This window comes from Arsenophonus nasoniae, from assembly GCF_004768525.1.
In the GTDB taxonomy this organism is placed as follows: Bacteria; Pseudomonadota; Gammaproteobacteria; order Enterobacterales; family Enterobacteriaceae; genus Arsenophonus; species Arsenophonus nasoniae.
Genome location: NZ_CP038613.1, coordinates 1,777,621 through 1,793,756, shown reverse-complemented (window position 1 = coordinate 1,793,756; position 16,136 = coordinate 1,777,621). Strand labels below are relative to the sequence as shown.

The 16,136-nt window shown below is 35.6% G+C and carries 13 protein-coding genes; 6 read left to right on the top strand and 7 right to left on the bottom strand.

Annotation, left to right across the window (positions count from 1 at the left end; all coding sequences use genetic code 11):
* Positions 1-177 precede the first annotated feature (177 nt).
* From ArsFIN_RS08870 to ArsFIN_RS08855, 4 genes are all read right to left on the bottom strand, one after another.
* Positions 178-822, bottom strand: coding sequence for a hypothetical protein (locus tag ArsFIN_RS08870; protein ID WP_051297121.1), 645 nt, complete (start codon positions 820-822; stop codon positions 178-180).
* A gap of 277 nt (positions 823-1,099) precedes the next feature.
* The gene (locus ArsFIN_RS08865) at positions 1,100-2,299 is read right to left on the bottom strand and encodes an IS91 family transposase (protein ID WP_135677400.1); all 1,200 of its coding nucleotides are present in this window, start codon (positions 2,297-2,299) and stop codon (positions 1,100-1,102) included.
* Between the two features lie 33 nt (positions 2,300-2,332).
* Entirely contained in the window at positions 2,333-3,328 is a 996-nt protein-coding gene (locus tag ArsFIN_RS08860) for an NAD(P)H-quinone oxidoreductase (protein WP_051297050.1), read from the bottom strand.
* A 118-nt stretch (positions 3,329-3,446) separates the two neighbouring features.
* Positions 3,447-4,058, bottom strand: a complete 612-nt coding sequence (locus ArsFIN_RS08855) for a hypothetical protein (RefSeq protein WP_026823203.1) — start codon at positions 4,056-4,058, stop codon at positions 3,447-3,449.
* A 473-nt stretch (positions 4,059-4,531) separates the two neighbouring features.
* Between ArsFIN_RS08855 and ArsFIN_RS08850 the strand changes: the two genes are divergently transcribed.
* Positions 4,532-5,278, top strand: coding sequence for an FNR family transcription factor (locus ArsFIN_RS08850; RefSeq protein WP_026823204.1), 747 nt, complete (start codon positions 4,532-4,534; stop codon positions 5,276-5,278).
* A gap of 139 nt (positions 5,279-5,417) precedes the next feature.
* Positions 5,418-6,371 carry a universal stress protein UspE gene (uspE, locus tag ArsFIN_RS08845; protein ID WP_026823205.1) on the top strand — a complete coding sequence of 318 codons (954 nt, stop codon included), beginning with the start codon at positions 5,418-5,420 and terminating at the stop codon, positions 6,369-6,371.
* A gap of 22 nt (positions 6,372-6,393) precedes the next feature.
* On the opposite strand, the gene pntB is transcribed toward uspE, so the two are convergent.
* Entirely contained in the window at positions 6,394-7,782 is a 1,389-nt protein-coding gene (gene pntB / locus ArsFIN_RS08840; protein ID WP_026823206.1) for a Re/Si-specific NAD(P)(+) transhydrogenase subunit beta, read from the bottom strand.
* Between the two features lie 12 nt (positions 7,783-7,794).
* A complete protein-coding gene (pntA, locus tag ArsFIN_RS08835; RefSeq protein ID WP_026823207.1) occupies positions 7,795-9,327 on the bottom strand; it encodes a Re/Si-specific NAD(P)(+) transhydrogenase subunit alpha in 1,533 nt (510 codons plus the stop codon).
* Positions 9,328-9,706: 379 nt separating this feature from the next.
* On the opposite strand from pntA, the gene ydgH reads away from it, so the two are divergent.
* Both ydgH and ArsFIN_RS08825 read left to right on the top strand, forming a co-directional pair.
* A complete protein-coding gene (gene ydgH, locus ArsFIN_RS08830) occupies positions 9,707-10,657 on the top strand; it encodes a DUF1471 family protein YdgH (RefSeq protein ID WP_026823208.1) in 951 nt (316 codons plus the stop codon).
* A 352-nt stretch (positions 10,658-11,009) separates the two neighbouring features.
* Positions 11,010-12,353 (top strand): basic amino acid/polyamine antiporter, encoded by a 1,344-nt coding sequence (locus tag ArsFIN_RS08825; RefSeq protein ID WP_051297054.1) that lies wholly within the window; start codon positions 11,010-11,012, stop codon positions 12,351-12,353.
* A gap of 380 nt (positions 12,354-12,733) precedes the next feature.
* On the opposite strand, the gene ArsFIN_RS08820 is transcribed toward ArsFIN_RS08825, so the two are convergent.
* Positions 12,734-13,687, bottom strand: coding sequence for an NADP-dependent oxidoreductase (locus ArsFIN_RS08820; protein WP_026823210.1), 954 nt, complete (start codon positions 13,685-13,687; stop codon positions 12,734-12,736).
* A 191-nt stretch (positions 13,688-13,878) separates the two neighbouring features.
* Between ArsFIN_RS08820 and ArsFIN_RS08815 the strand changes: the two genes are divergently transcribed.
* Positions 13,879-14,322: a MarR family transcriptional regulator gene (locus ArsFIN_RS08815; protein ID WP_026823211.1), complete on the top strand. Its 444-nt coding sequence runs from the start codon at positions 13,879-13,881 to the stop codon at positions 14,320-14,322.
* A 1,238-nt stretch (positions 14,323-15,560) separates the two neighbouring features.
* Positions 15,561-16,004, top strand: a complete 444-nt coding sequence (locus ArsFIN_RS08810; RefSeq protein ID WP_135677644.1) for a fimbrial protein — start codon at positions 15,561-15,563, stop codon at positions 16,002-16,004.
* The last annotated feature ends 132 nt before the right edge of the window (positions 16,005-16,136 follow it).

The following is a 16,136-nucleotide window of genomic DNA, read 5'->3' as shown; positions in this document are numbered from 1 at the left end:
ACATAAAGATATAACGTCTAATTCCTTTCTACTATTAATTCAATAGGTATTACCTATTATAAGAAAACATAAGATATAAAAAAACCGATTAATGAGACGATTTTCAATTGAAAATCAGGTGTCTGATTAATTTTAAGGATATCAGTTAGAAAATAATCAGTATCACGACACCAATTGCTAATTACTGGCAAGATCGTTAGGCGTTTTTTGTGCAGTTACCACAATATTGTATGTACATAAAAATGATTGCTTTGGCACTCGATAAAAACTTTGAGGCTGACTAACAGGCTGAATAAGAATATCACCAGCGCGTAATAATTGTTTTTTCCCCCAACTATTAATAAAGGTAAACGCCGATTCGGTTTCAGGTACAACAAAATAATTCATCATTTTACCAGTAGGAACAAAACGTAAATAATTTGGCTTGCCCAACACGGTAACAGGATCATGATAATATTGGTGAAATTTTGCTTCTTCAACCAAATATTGCTCATTACCTGTGGCTGGACAAATATTTTCCACCACCCAATCACCCTCTTGAGCTGGCTGTGATATACCCTCAGTGCCAACGCCTTTAATGATGGTCTTAATAATTTCACCTGGCGTAGCTAGCCGCGCATAGACCGACTTGCTTTTTTGCGCAATGCCAGTTAAGCCTTCTTGTTGTGCTTGCTTGAAATAGGCCAGAATATCTTTTGTCGGATACTGTTCTAACGAAGTTTGTTCATCATAAGCTAAAACTTGTAAAGGTAATAATATAACAAGTAATTTTAGGTAATTAGACTGTTGATTCTTGTAATTTAATAATAAATATTTAATCATAGAATAGCTCTCAGTAAGAAGAAAAAGATACTAAAAAACAATATCAAAAGTGCTCATTAACTAATACAAGTTTACCAATCAAATTACCTGACTCCATAAAACAATGCGCCTTTTCTGCTTGATGGTTAGGAATCTCAATCAATACAGTAAGGCATTAATGGAGGTGTTTTGAACTCAATATTTCTATTAAATTCTGACAGTTTTCTCGTTGATTAACCATGAGAACAGTAATTCGGTTAAATTATCATCTAAAAGCCTAATAATAGGCACACTGCTCCTAGGCTGCGGTTTGTAACCATCGTTTTTTGACCATTTTATCCCGCCTTTCTGACAGTAAAGTGACGGCGTGTATTCCTTTTTCCGCACTCATAAACCGCAATCGGTTTCCACATAAAATACATTGGTACGGGTCAGTATTTAAAAAACCTTTGATAAGGGCCCCAAACCCAGGTTTTTCAGGCACATTAGGAGATATCATGTCTAACGCCTCATACACCTTCGGTAATAAGCACCCGCGTTTGCGATTGGCTAAAAAACCGTAATAACGGATCATCTTAAAATGTCGCGCAGGGATATGACTGACATAACGCCGTATCATTTCTTCTTGGGATAAGGTCTGTCGTCTGTATTGTTGGCTGTGGTGGTCATAGTAATGATGAACCACGGTGCCGCCGCTGTAGTGTTTCAATTGAGAAGCGGAGATAGGGGGACGTTTAAGATAACGGCCCAGATATTTCACATTATGCCAGGCCCCGCGTGTCTTTTTGGCAAAATGTACTTTCCAATAACGTTGAAACTGGGCATTGAGGTAACGGCACCAGGTCTGATAATTGCGAATGTGCCCGAAGCCAGGCAATTTATTGGGTTGTAACTGAAAATAGTTATCCCTAAGGAGTCGAATGACCGCACTGCGCCAGACCTTTTCAACGTCTTTCTTTTTAAAGAAAATCGGTTTCCAGGTGTCATATTGAGTGAGTCCCCCACGCGTGACGGATAAATGAATATGCGGATGTTGATTGAGTTGGCGACCGTAAGTATGCAGCGCACAAAAAATGCCAATTTCGAGGCCTTGGCGCTTGGCGTGTTTGAGCATGGCGCGGGTTGCACAGCGAAAGAGTTGGTTGAGCAAGTACCAGTTATTGTTAAAAAAAGGCCAAAGTAGGTGAGGCATAGTGAGGGTAATATGTTGCCATTCGCAATCCGGCAAAATATGGCGCTGCTGGGCAATCCACTGTTCGGTGCCTTTGAGGCCACACGCACTGCAGGCTTTGGATTTACAGGTTTGACAAAAGAAGCGTGAATGAGAGCATTCAGGTGAAGAACAGCAATAACGGCGAACGCCCATAGCGCAGGTGCTGCAGGCGAGCATCTTTTCGACAGAGAGTAGTTGCCATTCATCTACGTGATTATTTTCGATGAAAAGGTTCCATCCGTCATCGTATTGAAATAGCAGTTTTGCAGGTCTGGGGATGTACATAGAGCAGAGTATAAAAGACGAGAAGGGAATTGCCTAGAAATAGAGCGCCTTTGCCGCGATGCTCACGCCAAAGGCGTGCTTATGTTCTTCTAAGGGATACGTTTTAGCAATAATGGGTTTAATTTTACCTGAATAAATAAGTGGCCAAACCTTATTTTCTAACTCTTTAGCAATGGCTATTTTTTCCACTAACGTCCTTGCTCGCATTGTTGAACCGGTATGAATTAATTGCTTAACCATTAATGGCATCAAATTTACCTGCTGAGGTGCCCCACGCATCATACCAACTTGAATGATACGGCCATATTTAGCGGCAATTTGATAATTTTTATTCACATAATCGCCACCAATCAGATCAACAACCATATTGACGCCTTTATTTTGGGTATATTCAGCTATTTTTTCAGCAAAATCTTCTGTCATATAGTTAATCACTTTATCAGCACCTAAAGAAGAAGCCACCTTCATTTTTTCCACTGAACCAACAGTAGTAAATACTTTAGCACCAAAAATTTTTGCTAACATAATAGCGATACTACCAATACCAGAGGTACCACCATGGATAAGAACAGTTTCATTTTTTTTAAGTTGACCAATTTGAAAAACATTAGCCCAAACAGTAAAAAAGTTTTCTGGCAGTGCCGCGGCTTCGATATAACTGAGATCACCAATAGGTAAAGCGATAGCTTCATGCACCAAACAATATTCAGCATATCCTCCTCCGGCAACTAAAGCACAAACTTTATCGCCGTTTTTCCAACGCTGACAACCTTCTCCGACACTAACCACTTGACCAGAAATTTCTAATCCTGGTATTGGAGATGCATCTGCTGGAGGTGGATAAACTCCCATACGCTGAAAAACATCTGGACGATTGACACCCGCAGCGGCAACCTTAACAAGCAAATGAGATTTTGGTGGTTTTATTAGTGGTAATTGGCTGGGTTTAAGTTTTTCCGGACCTCCTGGCCCCACAATTTCGATGGCAAGCATCGTTTTTGGTAAAGCATCTATATGATGGTGCGGCATTCAATAATAACTCCGTTGCTGAGCCAATCAACTGATTATTGTACTTGATAGCCGTAAATTTTTCCTCTAATAATTTAACTAATATTTAATATTATATTTTGACTAATAGAAAGTTTGATCAGAAATGCCACTGAGCAATGACGTCAAATTTAGTTAATTTATAATTAATACCATCTATTTCGTTAAGAAATCTCGTTCCAAGACTAACTTTATGATTTATTTTAAACTCAATTTCCATAGCATCAAAATTTTTCATTCTATTTAATTGTCTACTACTAACAAACTGATTTAAATTATTAAAATAAAATTTCTTTGTACTATTTTTTGTAATAAAATTGACCTTCAACTTATCATTTACATTATTTTTTTGTTGTTTTAAACAGGCTTTAGTGACAGCGTCACTAACTGAGTTACATATATTACTTATCGTTAAATTGGCTGGCAATTTATATTGATTTTTAATATCAATAAGATAATTTATATAACACTTCATTGACATAGATTTTATTGGCGTTTTTTTGTTTGTCTGTAAAATGGGTCTAAACTTCGTTTTTTGACTAAAAACGTCATTTTCGTTACTAAGTTGTGGATAAAAATTATCAGCCCAGCGTTGCTGCACTAAGAATGGACATGATATTGCTTGCGGATAAGAAAAAAATAGCGTTCCAGCATAATAGTTATTAGTCTGCAATATGATGATAATAGCAATGCCTAACTGCCAACCTTTCACTATTCAACGCCTCTAAACTGTTTTCTATAAAAAAATAATAAAACACCAATAAAACTATTTCTATAAGTTATTAGTTGGTAAAATTTTAAAAAAACGTCGTTTCTAAATTATATATTGATTAATAAAGGCTTTCAGAATAAATATGTTTTATAATAAAAAACGTTATTAAGTAATATTATTGGAAAATAAACTTTACTAAAAACAAATAAATAAAGTTTAAAATTATAAATAACCACATTTTCAAAACTAATTAAAAATTAATATATTATTAGACAAAATTTGATTTTATTTTTACTTTTCTATAAGTTATAACAATTAGCTTAAGTAAAATAAATGACTGTCAAGTGAACTGTTTATATTGATAATATTAGTTAAATAAAAATACAACTAATTATTAATTCTTTTACTCAAGCGTAGAATATGTGTTAAAATTGACTAAAATCAATATTTCTTATCATAATGAGTCAAGTAATATGATCCCAGAAAAACGCGTTGTTCGCCGAATCCAGTCTGGTGGCTGCGCTATCCATTGCCAGGACTGTAGTATTAGCCAGCTTTGTATTCCATTCACATTGAATGAACATGAACTGGATCAACTCGATAATATTATTGAACGTAAAAAACCAATCCAAAAAGGGCAAACCCTATTTAAAGCGGGTGATGAATTAAAATCACTTTATGCCATCCGAGCAGGTACTATAAAAAGTTATACTATTACCGAGGAAGGTGATGAACAAATTACCGGTTTCCATTTAGCCGGTGATCTTGTAGGTTTTGATGCTATTATCCATAATCAACATCCAAGTTTTGCTCAAGCTCTTAAAACTTCAATGGTTTGTGAAATTCCTTTTGAAAAACTCGACGATCTTTCAGGTAAAATGCCTAATTTGCGGCAACAAATAATGAGATTAATGAGTGGTGAAATTAAGGATGATCAAGAAATGATATTACTGCTTTCGAAAAAAAATGCGGAAGAAAGATTAGCTGCTTTTATTTATAATCTATCACGCCGTTTTGCTCAACGTGGTTTCTCAGCAAAAGAATTTCGCCTAACGATGACTCGAGGTGATATTGGTAATTATCTCGGTTTAACCGTTGAAACAATTAGTCGTTTATTGGGTCGCTTCCAAAAAAATTATACTCTCAGTGTCAAAGGTAAATATATTACAATTAATGATATGTATAAGCTGACCGAAATTGCGGGTAAAACCTCAGCTTAAACAACATTCATAAATGTAGGCCAGATCACATTAACTTATTATTTTTTTGTGATTTGGCTAAGCTACTATCTATTATCCTAACCCATATTGGTTTATCTTTAGTGATATAAATGTTGTTCAGCCTCTAAGAGGAACCATTATGGCTAATTACCGGAATCTGTTAGTTGCTATCGATCCAAATCAGGATGACCAACCTGCACTCCGACGTGCTGTATATATAGTACAACGCAATGGTGGACGCATTAAGGCTTTCTTGCCGATCTATGATCTCTCTTATGACATGACAACCTTATTATCCCCTGAAGAACGCAATGCAATGCGCAAAGGGGTTATCAGTCAGCGAAAAGTATGGATAAAACAACAAGCACACTACTACTTAGAAGCGGGGATTGATATTGAAATCAAAGTGATCTGGCATAACAAACCTTATGAAGCAATTATTCAAGAAGTTGTTGCCGATAAACATGATTTATTATTGAAAATGGCTCATCAAAATGATCGTTTTGATGCCATGATATTTACCCCCCTTGATTGGCATTTACTACGTAAATGTCCTTGTCCAGTCTGGATGGTAAAAGACAAAGAATGGCCTAACGATGGAGCTATTGTTGTTGCGGTTAATTTATCTAACGAAGAATCCTATCATGAGAAACTTAATATTAAATTAATTAAGGAAACAAAAAATATCAGTCATAGGATTGTTAAAAGTCCACATATACATCTCGTGAGTGCCTACCCTGTTGCCCCGATAAATATTGCTATTGAATTACCGGACTTTAATCCAAATATCTACAATCAGGCCTTGCGTGGTCAGCATCTTATTGCGATGAAAAAATTAAGACAAAAATTTACCATAGATGAAAAAGATACTCATGTTGTTGAAGGACCCGTTGAGAAAATAATCCCTGAAATCTGTGACGAATTACATGCAGGTATTGTTGTACTGGGTATTTTAGGCAGAACAGGTATTTCAGCGGCGTTTTTAGGCAATACCGCTGAACAGATCATTGATAAGTTAAAATGTGATTTATTAGCCATTAAACCTGATGGTTTTGTTTGTCCAATAAATCCAGCAAATGGCCCTATCAAATAGAGCCATCAGATTATTAAAAATCTTATAAAGCACGCAAAATAGCTTCTACGCTTACTTTTGCATCACCGAATAACATTTGGGTATTTTCTTTAAAAAATAACGGATTCTGAACGCCGGCATAACCCGTGTTCATTGAGCGTTTAAATACAATCACATTTTTCGCTTTCCAAACTTCCAGGACAGGCATACCCGCTATTGGACTCTTAGGATCATCTTGTGCTGCTGGATTAACAGTATCATTTGCCCCAATCACTAATACCGTGTCTGTACTAGCAAAATCCTCATTTATTTCATCAAGCTCTAAAACGATATCGTAAGGTACTTTTGCTTCAGCTAATAATACATTCATATGACCAGGCAAACGTCCCGCAACAGGATGGATCGCAAAACGAACATTAATCCCTTTTTCACGTAATTTTAGGGTAATATCGTGGATGGGATATTGAGCCTGCGCCACCGCCATTCCATAACCAGGAGTAATAATTACCGAATGGGAATTTTTTAATAATTCAGCCACCTCATCCGCTGTGGTCTCACGATAATTTCCTTGGCTATGCTCATCATCCACTAATATGCCATCAGTGCCAAACCCGCCAGCAATGACACTAATAAACGAACGATTCATGGCTTTACACATAATGTAAGATAAAATCGCACCTGAAGAACCCACTAGCGCCCCAGTAACAATTAGCAAGTCATTACTCAACATAAAACCCGCAGCAGCAGCGGCCCATCCTGAATAAGAGTTCAGCATTGATACCACAACTGGCATATCTGCACCACCAATTGAGGAGACTAAATGCCAGCCAAATGCTAAAGCAATGATGGTCATCATTAATAAGACAAATACTTGCAAGCCAATAGCTGTCGTTTTGACAAAAATAACTAGCAAAATAAATGAAATTAATAACGCCAATAAATTAAGTTTATGGCGATTAGGAAGCATTAAGGGTTTAGATGCTATTTTGCCGCATAATTTACCATAAGCAACAATTGAGCCAGTAAATGTTACTGCCCCAATAAAAATACCCAGGAAAATTTCTGTCAGATGAATATTTTCCATTATATTATCTGAAAATACTTCATGAGCAATAAAGCTATTAAAACCGACTAAAACAGCCGCCAAACCGACAAAACTATGCAAAATAGCAACCAGTTCTGGCATCTCAGTCATGGCAACTTTATTTGCTAAACGCACCCCAATAACGCCACCAATAACCATTGCAATAATAATCCAGCCAATATTATGTGCATCGGGACCTAAGATAGTTGCAATTAAAGCGATTGCCATACCGGTAATACCCAATATATTACCGCGCTTAGAACTTTCGAGACGAGACAAACCAGCCAGGCTGAAAATAAATAAGATAGCCGCCACAATATATGCTGCTGTCACCATTCCACTAGACATAATTTAAACTCCTTATCCTTTACGGAACATTTTCAGCATACGTTGCGTGACTGTAAATCCACCAAAAATATTGATACTAGCAATTAGTACTGCAATAAATGAGAAGAAAGTAACCCAACCACCGCTACCAATTTGCAATAATGCACCTACCACAATAATACCGGAAATCGCATTAGTTACTGACATAAGTGGCGTATGAAGTGAATGGCTGACATTCCATACAACGTAGTAGCCAACAACACATGCCAGCGCAAATACGGTAAAATGAGAAAGAAAATCTTTAGGTGCTACACGCGCAAAACCGCTAAAAAGTATAATTGCCAACATTAAAGAAATATATTTTAGCCAGGGAGAGATTTTTCTCGCTGCCGGTTTTTCTTCATATTTTATCAGTTGATTTTTTGTTTGCGGTTGTTGAGATACGTGAATCGGTGGAGACGGCCAGGTAATTTCTCCTTCTCTAATAACAGTGACTGCACGCACAACAATATCATCAAAATCAATGGCTAGTTGACCATTTTTTTCTTTACAAAGCAGTTTGATTAAATTAACGATATTAGTTGCGTATAGTTGTGAAGATTGTGTCGGTAAACGACTTGGTAAATCGGTATAGCCAATAATTTTAACTTCATGATCAGTAACGATCAGTTTATCTGCTTCGGTTAATTCGCAATTTCCGCCCGACTGCGCGGCTAAATCAACAATTACACTACCAGGCTTCATCGAGTCAACCATCTCTTTGGTAATCAATTTTGGCGCAGGTTTTCCTGGTATCAATGCGGTGGTAATAATAATATCCACGTCTTTTGCTTGTTTAGCGAATAAAGCCATTTCAGCTTGAATAAAAGCCTCGGACATCTCTTTAGCATAACCATCGCTGCTTGCTGAATCCTGTTTAAAATCCAATTCAAGATACTCAGCCCCCATGCTTTGTACTTGTTCTTTTACTTCTGGTCTGGTATCAAATGCTCGCACAATAGCCCCAAGACTACCTGCTGCACCTATTGCGGCTAAACCGGCAACACCTGCGCCAATAACCATTATTTTAGCTGGCGGCACTTTACCAGCTGCTGTAATTTGACCCGTAAAAAAACGCCCAAATTGATAGGCTGCTTCTACCACTGCGCGATAACCGGCAACATTAGCCATAGAACTTAGTGCATCAAGTGACTGAGCCCAGGAAATGCGTGGCACCGCATCCATTGCTAATACGGTAATTTTACGGGCTGCTAATTTTTGCATTAAATCTGGCTGTTGGGCCGGCCAAATAAAGCTAACTAATATTGCCCCCTCTTTGATAAGAGCGATTTCTGTTTCTAGCGGCGCATTAACTTTAAAAATAATATCCGCATCCCACACAGATTGTTGCTCGACAATTTCAGCGCCAGCTTGCTTAAAAGCAGCATCTTCGAAACTAGCAAGATGGCCTGCTTCTCGTTCAACAACGACAGAAAAACCTAATTTAATTAGCTGCTTTACTGTTAATGGTGTTGCTGCAATACGTGCTTCATTGGTAATTCTTTCTTTCGGTACACCAATACGCATAATGATCCCTTCTAGTTCAAAGTTGCTTGATGTTTCTTCCCAGCTTACATAACTAATTATATTATATATATCTGTTATATTGAGTGAAAAACATTGTTGAAACCTACTGAAAATAGTAATCATGAGCCATAATTTATCGGATTTCCACGACATTAAATTAAATTTTTTTGGCAAAAAATGATATTAGTCAAATAGCCTACGACTTGATATTAATTTATAAAAATAATTAGCAAAAGTAGTGAGTATTCAACTAAATTAATAGTTTCACAAGAAAACAATGGGACAATTGCTGTTATTACATGTAATAATTATTATCTGTATGATACGACTATTAATTCAGCACTTTGATAGTAAATTGTGTAATGCGGAAGGATTTTGTATGAAGCTTAAAATAACGGCCATCACAACTGCGGTACTTTCACTAAGCAGTATAATAAGTGTGCAAGCCGCTGTAGAATTAACACCGGAACAAGCTCAAGAATTAAAGCCTTACCAAAGGATCGCTGTCACAGGCCGCTTTAATGCCATTTATGAAGCATCCGATGCAGTTTCTCGCCGAGCAGATAAAGAAGGCGCCTATTCTTACTATATTCAAAGCCTAGATGATGTAGGTGATAGTGGTAATTTACGGGTAGTTGCCGATTTGTATCGCAAAGATGCGACAAAAGTAACCCAACTCCCCTATCGTATCTTTGCTGGCATCAAAGAATTACCTAAAACAGAAGCAGTAAGATTATTGCCATTTGATACTGTGACTGTCAGTGGTTTGTATAGCTCTGAAGCCGCACTTAATGAGGCGCTCGCTAAAAAAGCTAAGAAAAAAGGTGCTGCTTATTTTTATGTCGTCCGTAATGTTGCTTTAAATGATGGCGGTAACACACTTGCTACTGCTTATATTTATGCCGCAAATGCGCCACAACGGATAGTGCAAAATGATAACGCTGTAGTACCCGCAGATACAGAAACGGGTAAAGCCTTATTAGCTAAAGGAGGCGAAGCAGCCAAAAAAGTGATCATACCTGGGGTGGCTTCATCTTCGGCACCGAAGGAAAGCGTAGGCCACTTTTTTGAAACGTCAATGTCAGGTTCGGGTAAAACCAACGTAACACTACCTAGTGGATATCAAATTGAAGAAGTTAATAAAGCAGCAGCTGCGCAGATGGTCCCTTTCGATTCAATTACTTTCTCAGGTTTCTATACTTCTACTCCTGAAATAAGATATCAAATTGCTAAACGTGCAGAGAAAAAAGGCGCAAAATATTTTCATATTACACGTGAATGGCAAGCTAATGGTGGTAGTGTTACAATTAGTGCAGATCTTTATAAGTAACAAAATTTGAATGTTATCTTATAGTTAAATAAATAAGTATTTTAACGGACAAAATTTTCCGTTTTTCTTTTGTGTAATAGATAAGATAATAAATAACAATTTTTCAACAAAAATAAAGCGAATATTTTTTTCTTTTTTGTGCATATTTAACGATTGCATATCATGTTCCATAACCGTAAAATTCTGCTAAATTTTCTCTTTCTATCTAATTCAAGCCAGTTTGGTTTTTTACTATCGAAACAAATTGTTATTAACGGCATAAACCAAATTATGGCAAATAGATTTTAGGATATTTTCTTTGAAAAATAAAAAATTAAATCTGACCGCTTTAACCGCATTAGTTTTAAGCTCAATGGTTGGAGCGGGTGTTTTTAGTCTGCCGCAAAATATGGCTGAAGTCGCTAGCCCCTTAGCACTTATGATAGGTTGGAGTATCACAGGTATTGGCATTTTATTTCTTGCCATATCTTTGCTGTTACTTTCTCGCATTAGACCTGATCTAGATGGAGGAATTTACACTTACGCTAAAGAGGGTTTTGGCGAACTTGTTGGTTTCTGTTCCGCCTGGGGCTATTGGCTATGTGCTGTTATCGCTAATGTTTCCTATTTGGTCATCGTCTTTGCCGCCCTGAGTTTTTTTACTGATCACTCAGATAATATTATTTTTGGTGATGGGAATACTTGGCAATCTTTGATTGGTGAATCTATCTTACTTTGGATCATTCACTGGTTAGTATTAAGAGGTACACAGACTGCCGCCGGTATCAATAAATTAGCAACTTTCGCTAAATTGATTCCTCTTAGCCTGTTTATCATTCTAGCGATTTTTGCGTTTAAGATAGATATCTTTCAATTTGATTTTAGTGGCGTTGAAATAGGCAAACCCATTTGGCAACAAGTCAAAAATACTATGTTAATTACGCTATGGGTATTTATTGGTATTGAAGGGGCTGTGGTTGTTTCAGCGCGTGCTCAAAGACGTAAAGATGTTGGTTTGGCAACGTTACTTGCTGTAATTTCTGCCTTAAGTATTTATATATTAGTTACCTTGCTCTCCTTAGGCATAGTTCCTAGAGCTGAACTTGCTGAAATGAAAAATCCCTCGATGGCATCACTTATGATCAATATGATGGGAAATTATGGCGAGATTATCATTGCAGCTGGTTTAATTCTTTCTGTTTGCGGTGCTTATTTGAGCTGGACAATTATGGCGACAGAAATTCCTTATATTGCTTCACTACATGGCTCATTTCCTAAAATATTTAAATATCAAAATAAAAATAACGCCCCCTCTTCATCTCTTTGGCTTACAAACGGCGCTGTACAATTATCATTAATATTAATTTGGTTGAGTGGTAGCAACTACAATATGTTATTAACCATAGCCTCTGAAATGATTTTAGTGCCTTATTTTCTAGTGGGTGCTTTCCTAATCAAAATCTCTTTTGAGCGCAATAACAAAGGATTACTGATTATCGGTACAGTAACCAGTTTATATGGTTTATGGCTTCTTTATGCTTCAGGAACCATCAACCTGCTTTTATCTGTTATTCTTTACATGCCTGGTTTATTTATCTTTCTCTATGCTCAAAAGCAAAATAATAATAAAAAATCACTTAGCCGCTTAGAAAAAAGTGCAATAGTAATAATTATTTTCTCTTCTATTCCTGCATTTTGGTATTTACTTCATATTTAATCAAAGAAATTTAATGATAATCAACATAATCACCTAGTTGTAATTATGTTGATTATTGCCATTTAAATAACAAATTTTCTACTTAGAAAAAATCTATCTCGTTGCTTATTAAGATAGGTTTTAGTTTTACCAATAAAAGCATGTTGTAACTAAAATGCAGTTTGCCTTATGATTTGGAATAGATGGAATTCATTTGGAAAACGGAAAAACTGTTTTCATACAGAGTTGGATCAGTTGCCTATATCGATCAATACTTGTCAGAACAAAAAACCAGAAACTCTTTTGGCCTCTATTCTTTAATAGCAATTATCAGATATGTAGTCTTCAAACATCTAACATTTTTATGTTTACATTTCTTAGCATCTAAATGTATGAGTAGTTTAAAAAGAACTAAGATCCATGACAATCTTACCGAAGCGTTCATTTTCCTGAAGTGTCTTTAGTGCTGTTTTGTAGTCTTCCACACTAAACACACTCTCAACTGCCGGCTTAATTTCACCAGTGGTTACTTTATCAATAATTTGGTTTAGTATTGTCGATGAACCGTGAGCAACAAATAAGTATGGAACGTGTTTATCTGATACTTTAGCTTGAGCTTCTGAGTCAATATCTAATTGCGGATTACTATTAACAAATACACCATTATTATTAAGCAAATGAATTGCCTGTTCAAACTTAAGTACTTTCGCTAAGTCAAATATAATGTCAAAGGAATCATTAAGTTCAAATACACTTTTTTCTCTGTAAGAATAAATTTTATCTGCACCCAACTCTTTTAAAAATGGGACAGCAGATGGCCCCCCAATAGCAGTGACTTTTGCTCCCGCATTTTTTGCTATCTGAACCGCATAAGAACCGACTCCTCCATTTGCTCCTATAATCAAGACATTATCACCGTTTTTAATTTTAGCTAGCTCAACCAGTCCTTTATAAGCAGTTTCACTTCCGATCGGCAATGACGCTCCATTTGTGAACTTAATAGATTCTGGCAAAATTGATAAATAATCCTCATTTGCCGCAACTAATTCTGCCATTGCTTTTTCATCTTTTGTAAAGTCTATACTGCCGGCTACACGATCACCCTTTTTAAATTTCTTACCGTCCGTTAAAACCACTCCTGAGAACTCCAGACCAAGATAGATATTGCATCCTTTAATGTACTCCTTTAGGCTTAGCTGATCATTATTCCTAATAAAATCCAATTCCCATGCACTTAAAGGCACAGCCATAACCTTAATCAGAACTTCTCCTGCTTTTACGACTGGATCTGGTACTTCTCCAATCATAAATTTCTCCACGCCTTTCTTATTAAAATCAATTACAAAACCTTTCATTAAAGAGATCCTCATAATTCATATGTGAACATAACAGAGGGTTATATTTCCCAGGACACAAAGTAACACCACGAAAAATAGTTGTCAAATGATAACTATTATTTGACACTTATTGCCCTTATAGCCATGCTACATCAAAAAGACGCTTATCTTTTTTTATGTTAATGTATAGGCTATTTTAAGGAGTACCCATGCATCATCTTTACAAACAGTTTATGCTTTTTACCACCTCTTTTTATGAGGTTATAGATGTACTTACACGTGATCTTGAGCTGGACGGTATGACGAGGGTTCAGTTTAATATTTTGCAACAAATTGCTCTTGAACAACCAATTACATTAAGTCAAATTAGCTATTGCCAAAATATGTCATTACCTAATGTAAGTCGTGAAATTAGAAAATTTATCAAAAATGGATGGGTTTACAAATTTAAAGATAATCAAGATAAACGAAAAACATTTTTGATGCTTGATCAGGCTGGAATAAAAATTACCAAAATTATTTTCTCTCAAATGGAAAAACGATTTTTAACCACTATAGATAAGAGATGTGATACTAATCAGATTAATATCTCAAACTCAATTGATAATATATCTGAACTTCTTTTTAAACCAATCATATCCTCGAAAAAATAAATTAAACGTAATTTGTAGGAGGAGCTCACAATTGTTTTAATTTATGACTTTCACTCTGAGAATGGTTTATGGTGTAGTGTTAAATTCTCTGACTATTGCGCTAATGCTTGTGGCCGAATTAATACGCTCTATAACGCTTGCTGCTATTCTGGATTAAAAACTGGACGATGATTTAAAACGTTTTCATATTACTTATACCCTCACGAATCCAGAATGTCTGCATTCATGCAGCAGATCGCGTTCAAATTCAGTGACTGCAGCTCATTTTCTCCTCTAGTCTGGTAAGAACTACGCTTCTAATAGCCAGAAAATACACGCAAATTTCTAAATCTAAAGTCACAAGTTGCTGAACCGTTTTTCTTATGTCTAGCGCATGACGCCCAAAACGTTAAAAATTCGTTATGATTAGTAAATTTTCTGATCAATATTTTTCATCGTGGCATAAATACTTCCCTCAAATATAGTTTTTCTTAGTTACGATCTTTACACTGAACGAAACCGACCGGTTTTGTACATGCTTTCGTACAGAAAATAACACTAGCAAATAACAGAGTAGGACAGTAAAGCCTAAACGATTTGTAGGTCGTAAACCCAGCATTATGCAAAAACTCGTGACATGGACCAAGATTCTTGCTGACAAAAACAATACTTCTCACAAGGTCATAGTACCCAGAGTAGCTTTCTGATTAAGGATTGAAGCTGATTTATGGTATGAATATGCATTCAGTTAATAAACTGGCTGGGAACGTATTAATCTAAGAAAAATTATATCTGACGTAATAACTTCTTAACTGGGATTAGTAAAATACTGTCCATTACGCGCTGTCGACATCGTTCTGTACAAAAATAGTCTTGACGTGAAATATTGTCAGATTTCCAACTGAACCACAGATTAATTGCTATCTTTCATATTTTATAAAATAACTATCATTCAATATGACAGGATAATTATTTTATAGTAAGGAAATTAGTTTTTAATTCTATGCATTTAATATTATTTTCAATACCTTATATTACTTTATTTCACTTATATTAAAGAAAAGATAATTGTTATTTTTTTGTTAAAAATACCTCTTATCTTAAATAAAAATAGCAGTATTCTTACAATTTAAAATAGTAATAATATTCGTTGTTCAATTCCAAAAATAAAGGTAAAACTTATGTATAACTTATTGATGGCAAGCTTATTGTTAATGTTTTCTTTGTTTCAATTTTCTGTTCATGCCTAGGATGGAAATATTAAATTTACCGGTGAAATTATTCAGTCATCTTGTACATTTAAAGCACTTACTAAAGATCAGACAGTATCATTAGGTACGGTGGCAACCAATAGTTTTAAAAAAGCACATGACACTGCCTCACCAACCGCTTTTAATATTGAAATCAACAATTGCCCGCATAATAGTCAAGAGGTTTTTGTCATATTTGATGGTGTTAAAGATGAAATAAATAATGAGTTGTTAGCTATTAAAGAAGGTAATGGTTATGCGACAGGCGTTGCAATTGGTATCTATAATAATGATAGTGAACGCCATATCCCAATAAATAATAAAACCAATGTTTATTCTATTACTGATAAGCTAGCTAGCCTAAAATTTATTGCAAAATATGTAGCGACAGAAAATATTGTTTTACCTGGAAGAGTAGAAGCTAATGCTCATTTTACATTAGTCTATAATTAAATAGGAAAAAATTTTCTATTTTTCTGCACTATTTATTTTCTAATTAAATAAAATCATTAGATAGAAATAGGATTACTTTACCATCTAAATATTTTTATTATTTGATTTAGTCTAATATGAATAAATTCATTA

Bases quoted from the DNA above. Each gene is read 5' to 3' on its own strand.
- ydgH (WP_026823208.1), top strand. From the start codon at position 9,707: ATGAAGCTTAAAATAACGGCCATCACAACTGCGGTACTTTCACTAAGC.
- ArsFIN_RS08870 (WP_051297121.1), bottom strand. From the start codon at position 822: ATGATTAAATATTTATTATTAAATTACAAGAATCAACAGTCTAATTAC.
- ArsFIN_RS08815 (WP_026823211.1), top strand. From the start codon at position 13,879: ATGCATCATCTTTACAAACAGTTTATGCTTTTTACCACCTCTTTTTAT.
- pntB (WP_026823206.1), bottom strand. From the start codon at position 7,782: ATGTCTAGTGGAATGGTGACAGCAGCATATATTGTGGCGGCTATCTTA.
- ArsFIN_RS08820 (WP_026823210.1), bottom strand. From the start codon at position 13,687: ATGAAAGGTTTTGTAATTGATTTTAATAAGAAAGGCGTGGAGAAATTT.
- pntA (WP_026823207.1), bottom strand. From the start codon at position 9,327: ATGCGTATTGGTGTACCGAAAGAAAGAATTACCAATGAAGCACGTATT.
- ArsFIN_RS08850 (WP_026823204.1), top strand. From the start codon at position 4,532: ATGATCCCAGAAAAACGCGTTGTTCGCCGAATCCAGTCTGGTGGCTGC.
- ArsFIN_RS08825 (WP_051297054.1), top strand. From the start codon at position 11,010: ATGGTTGGAGCGGGTGTTTTTAGTCTGCCGCAAAATATGGCTGAAGTC.
- uspE (WP_026823205.1), top strand. From the start codon at position 5,418: ATGGCTAATTACCGGAATCTGTTAGTTGCTATCGATCCAAATCAGGAT.
- ArsFIN_RS08860 (WP_051297050.1), bottom strand. From the start codon at position 3,328: ATGCCGCACCATCATATAGATGCTTTACCAAAAACGATGCTTGCCATC.
- ArsFIN_RS08865 (WP_135677400.1), bottom strand. From the start codon at position 2,299: ATGTACATCCCCAGACCTGCAAAACTGCTATTTCAATACGATGACGGA.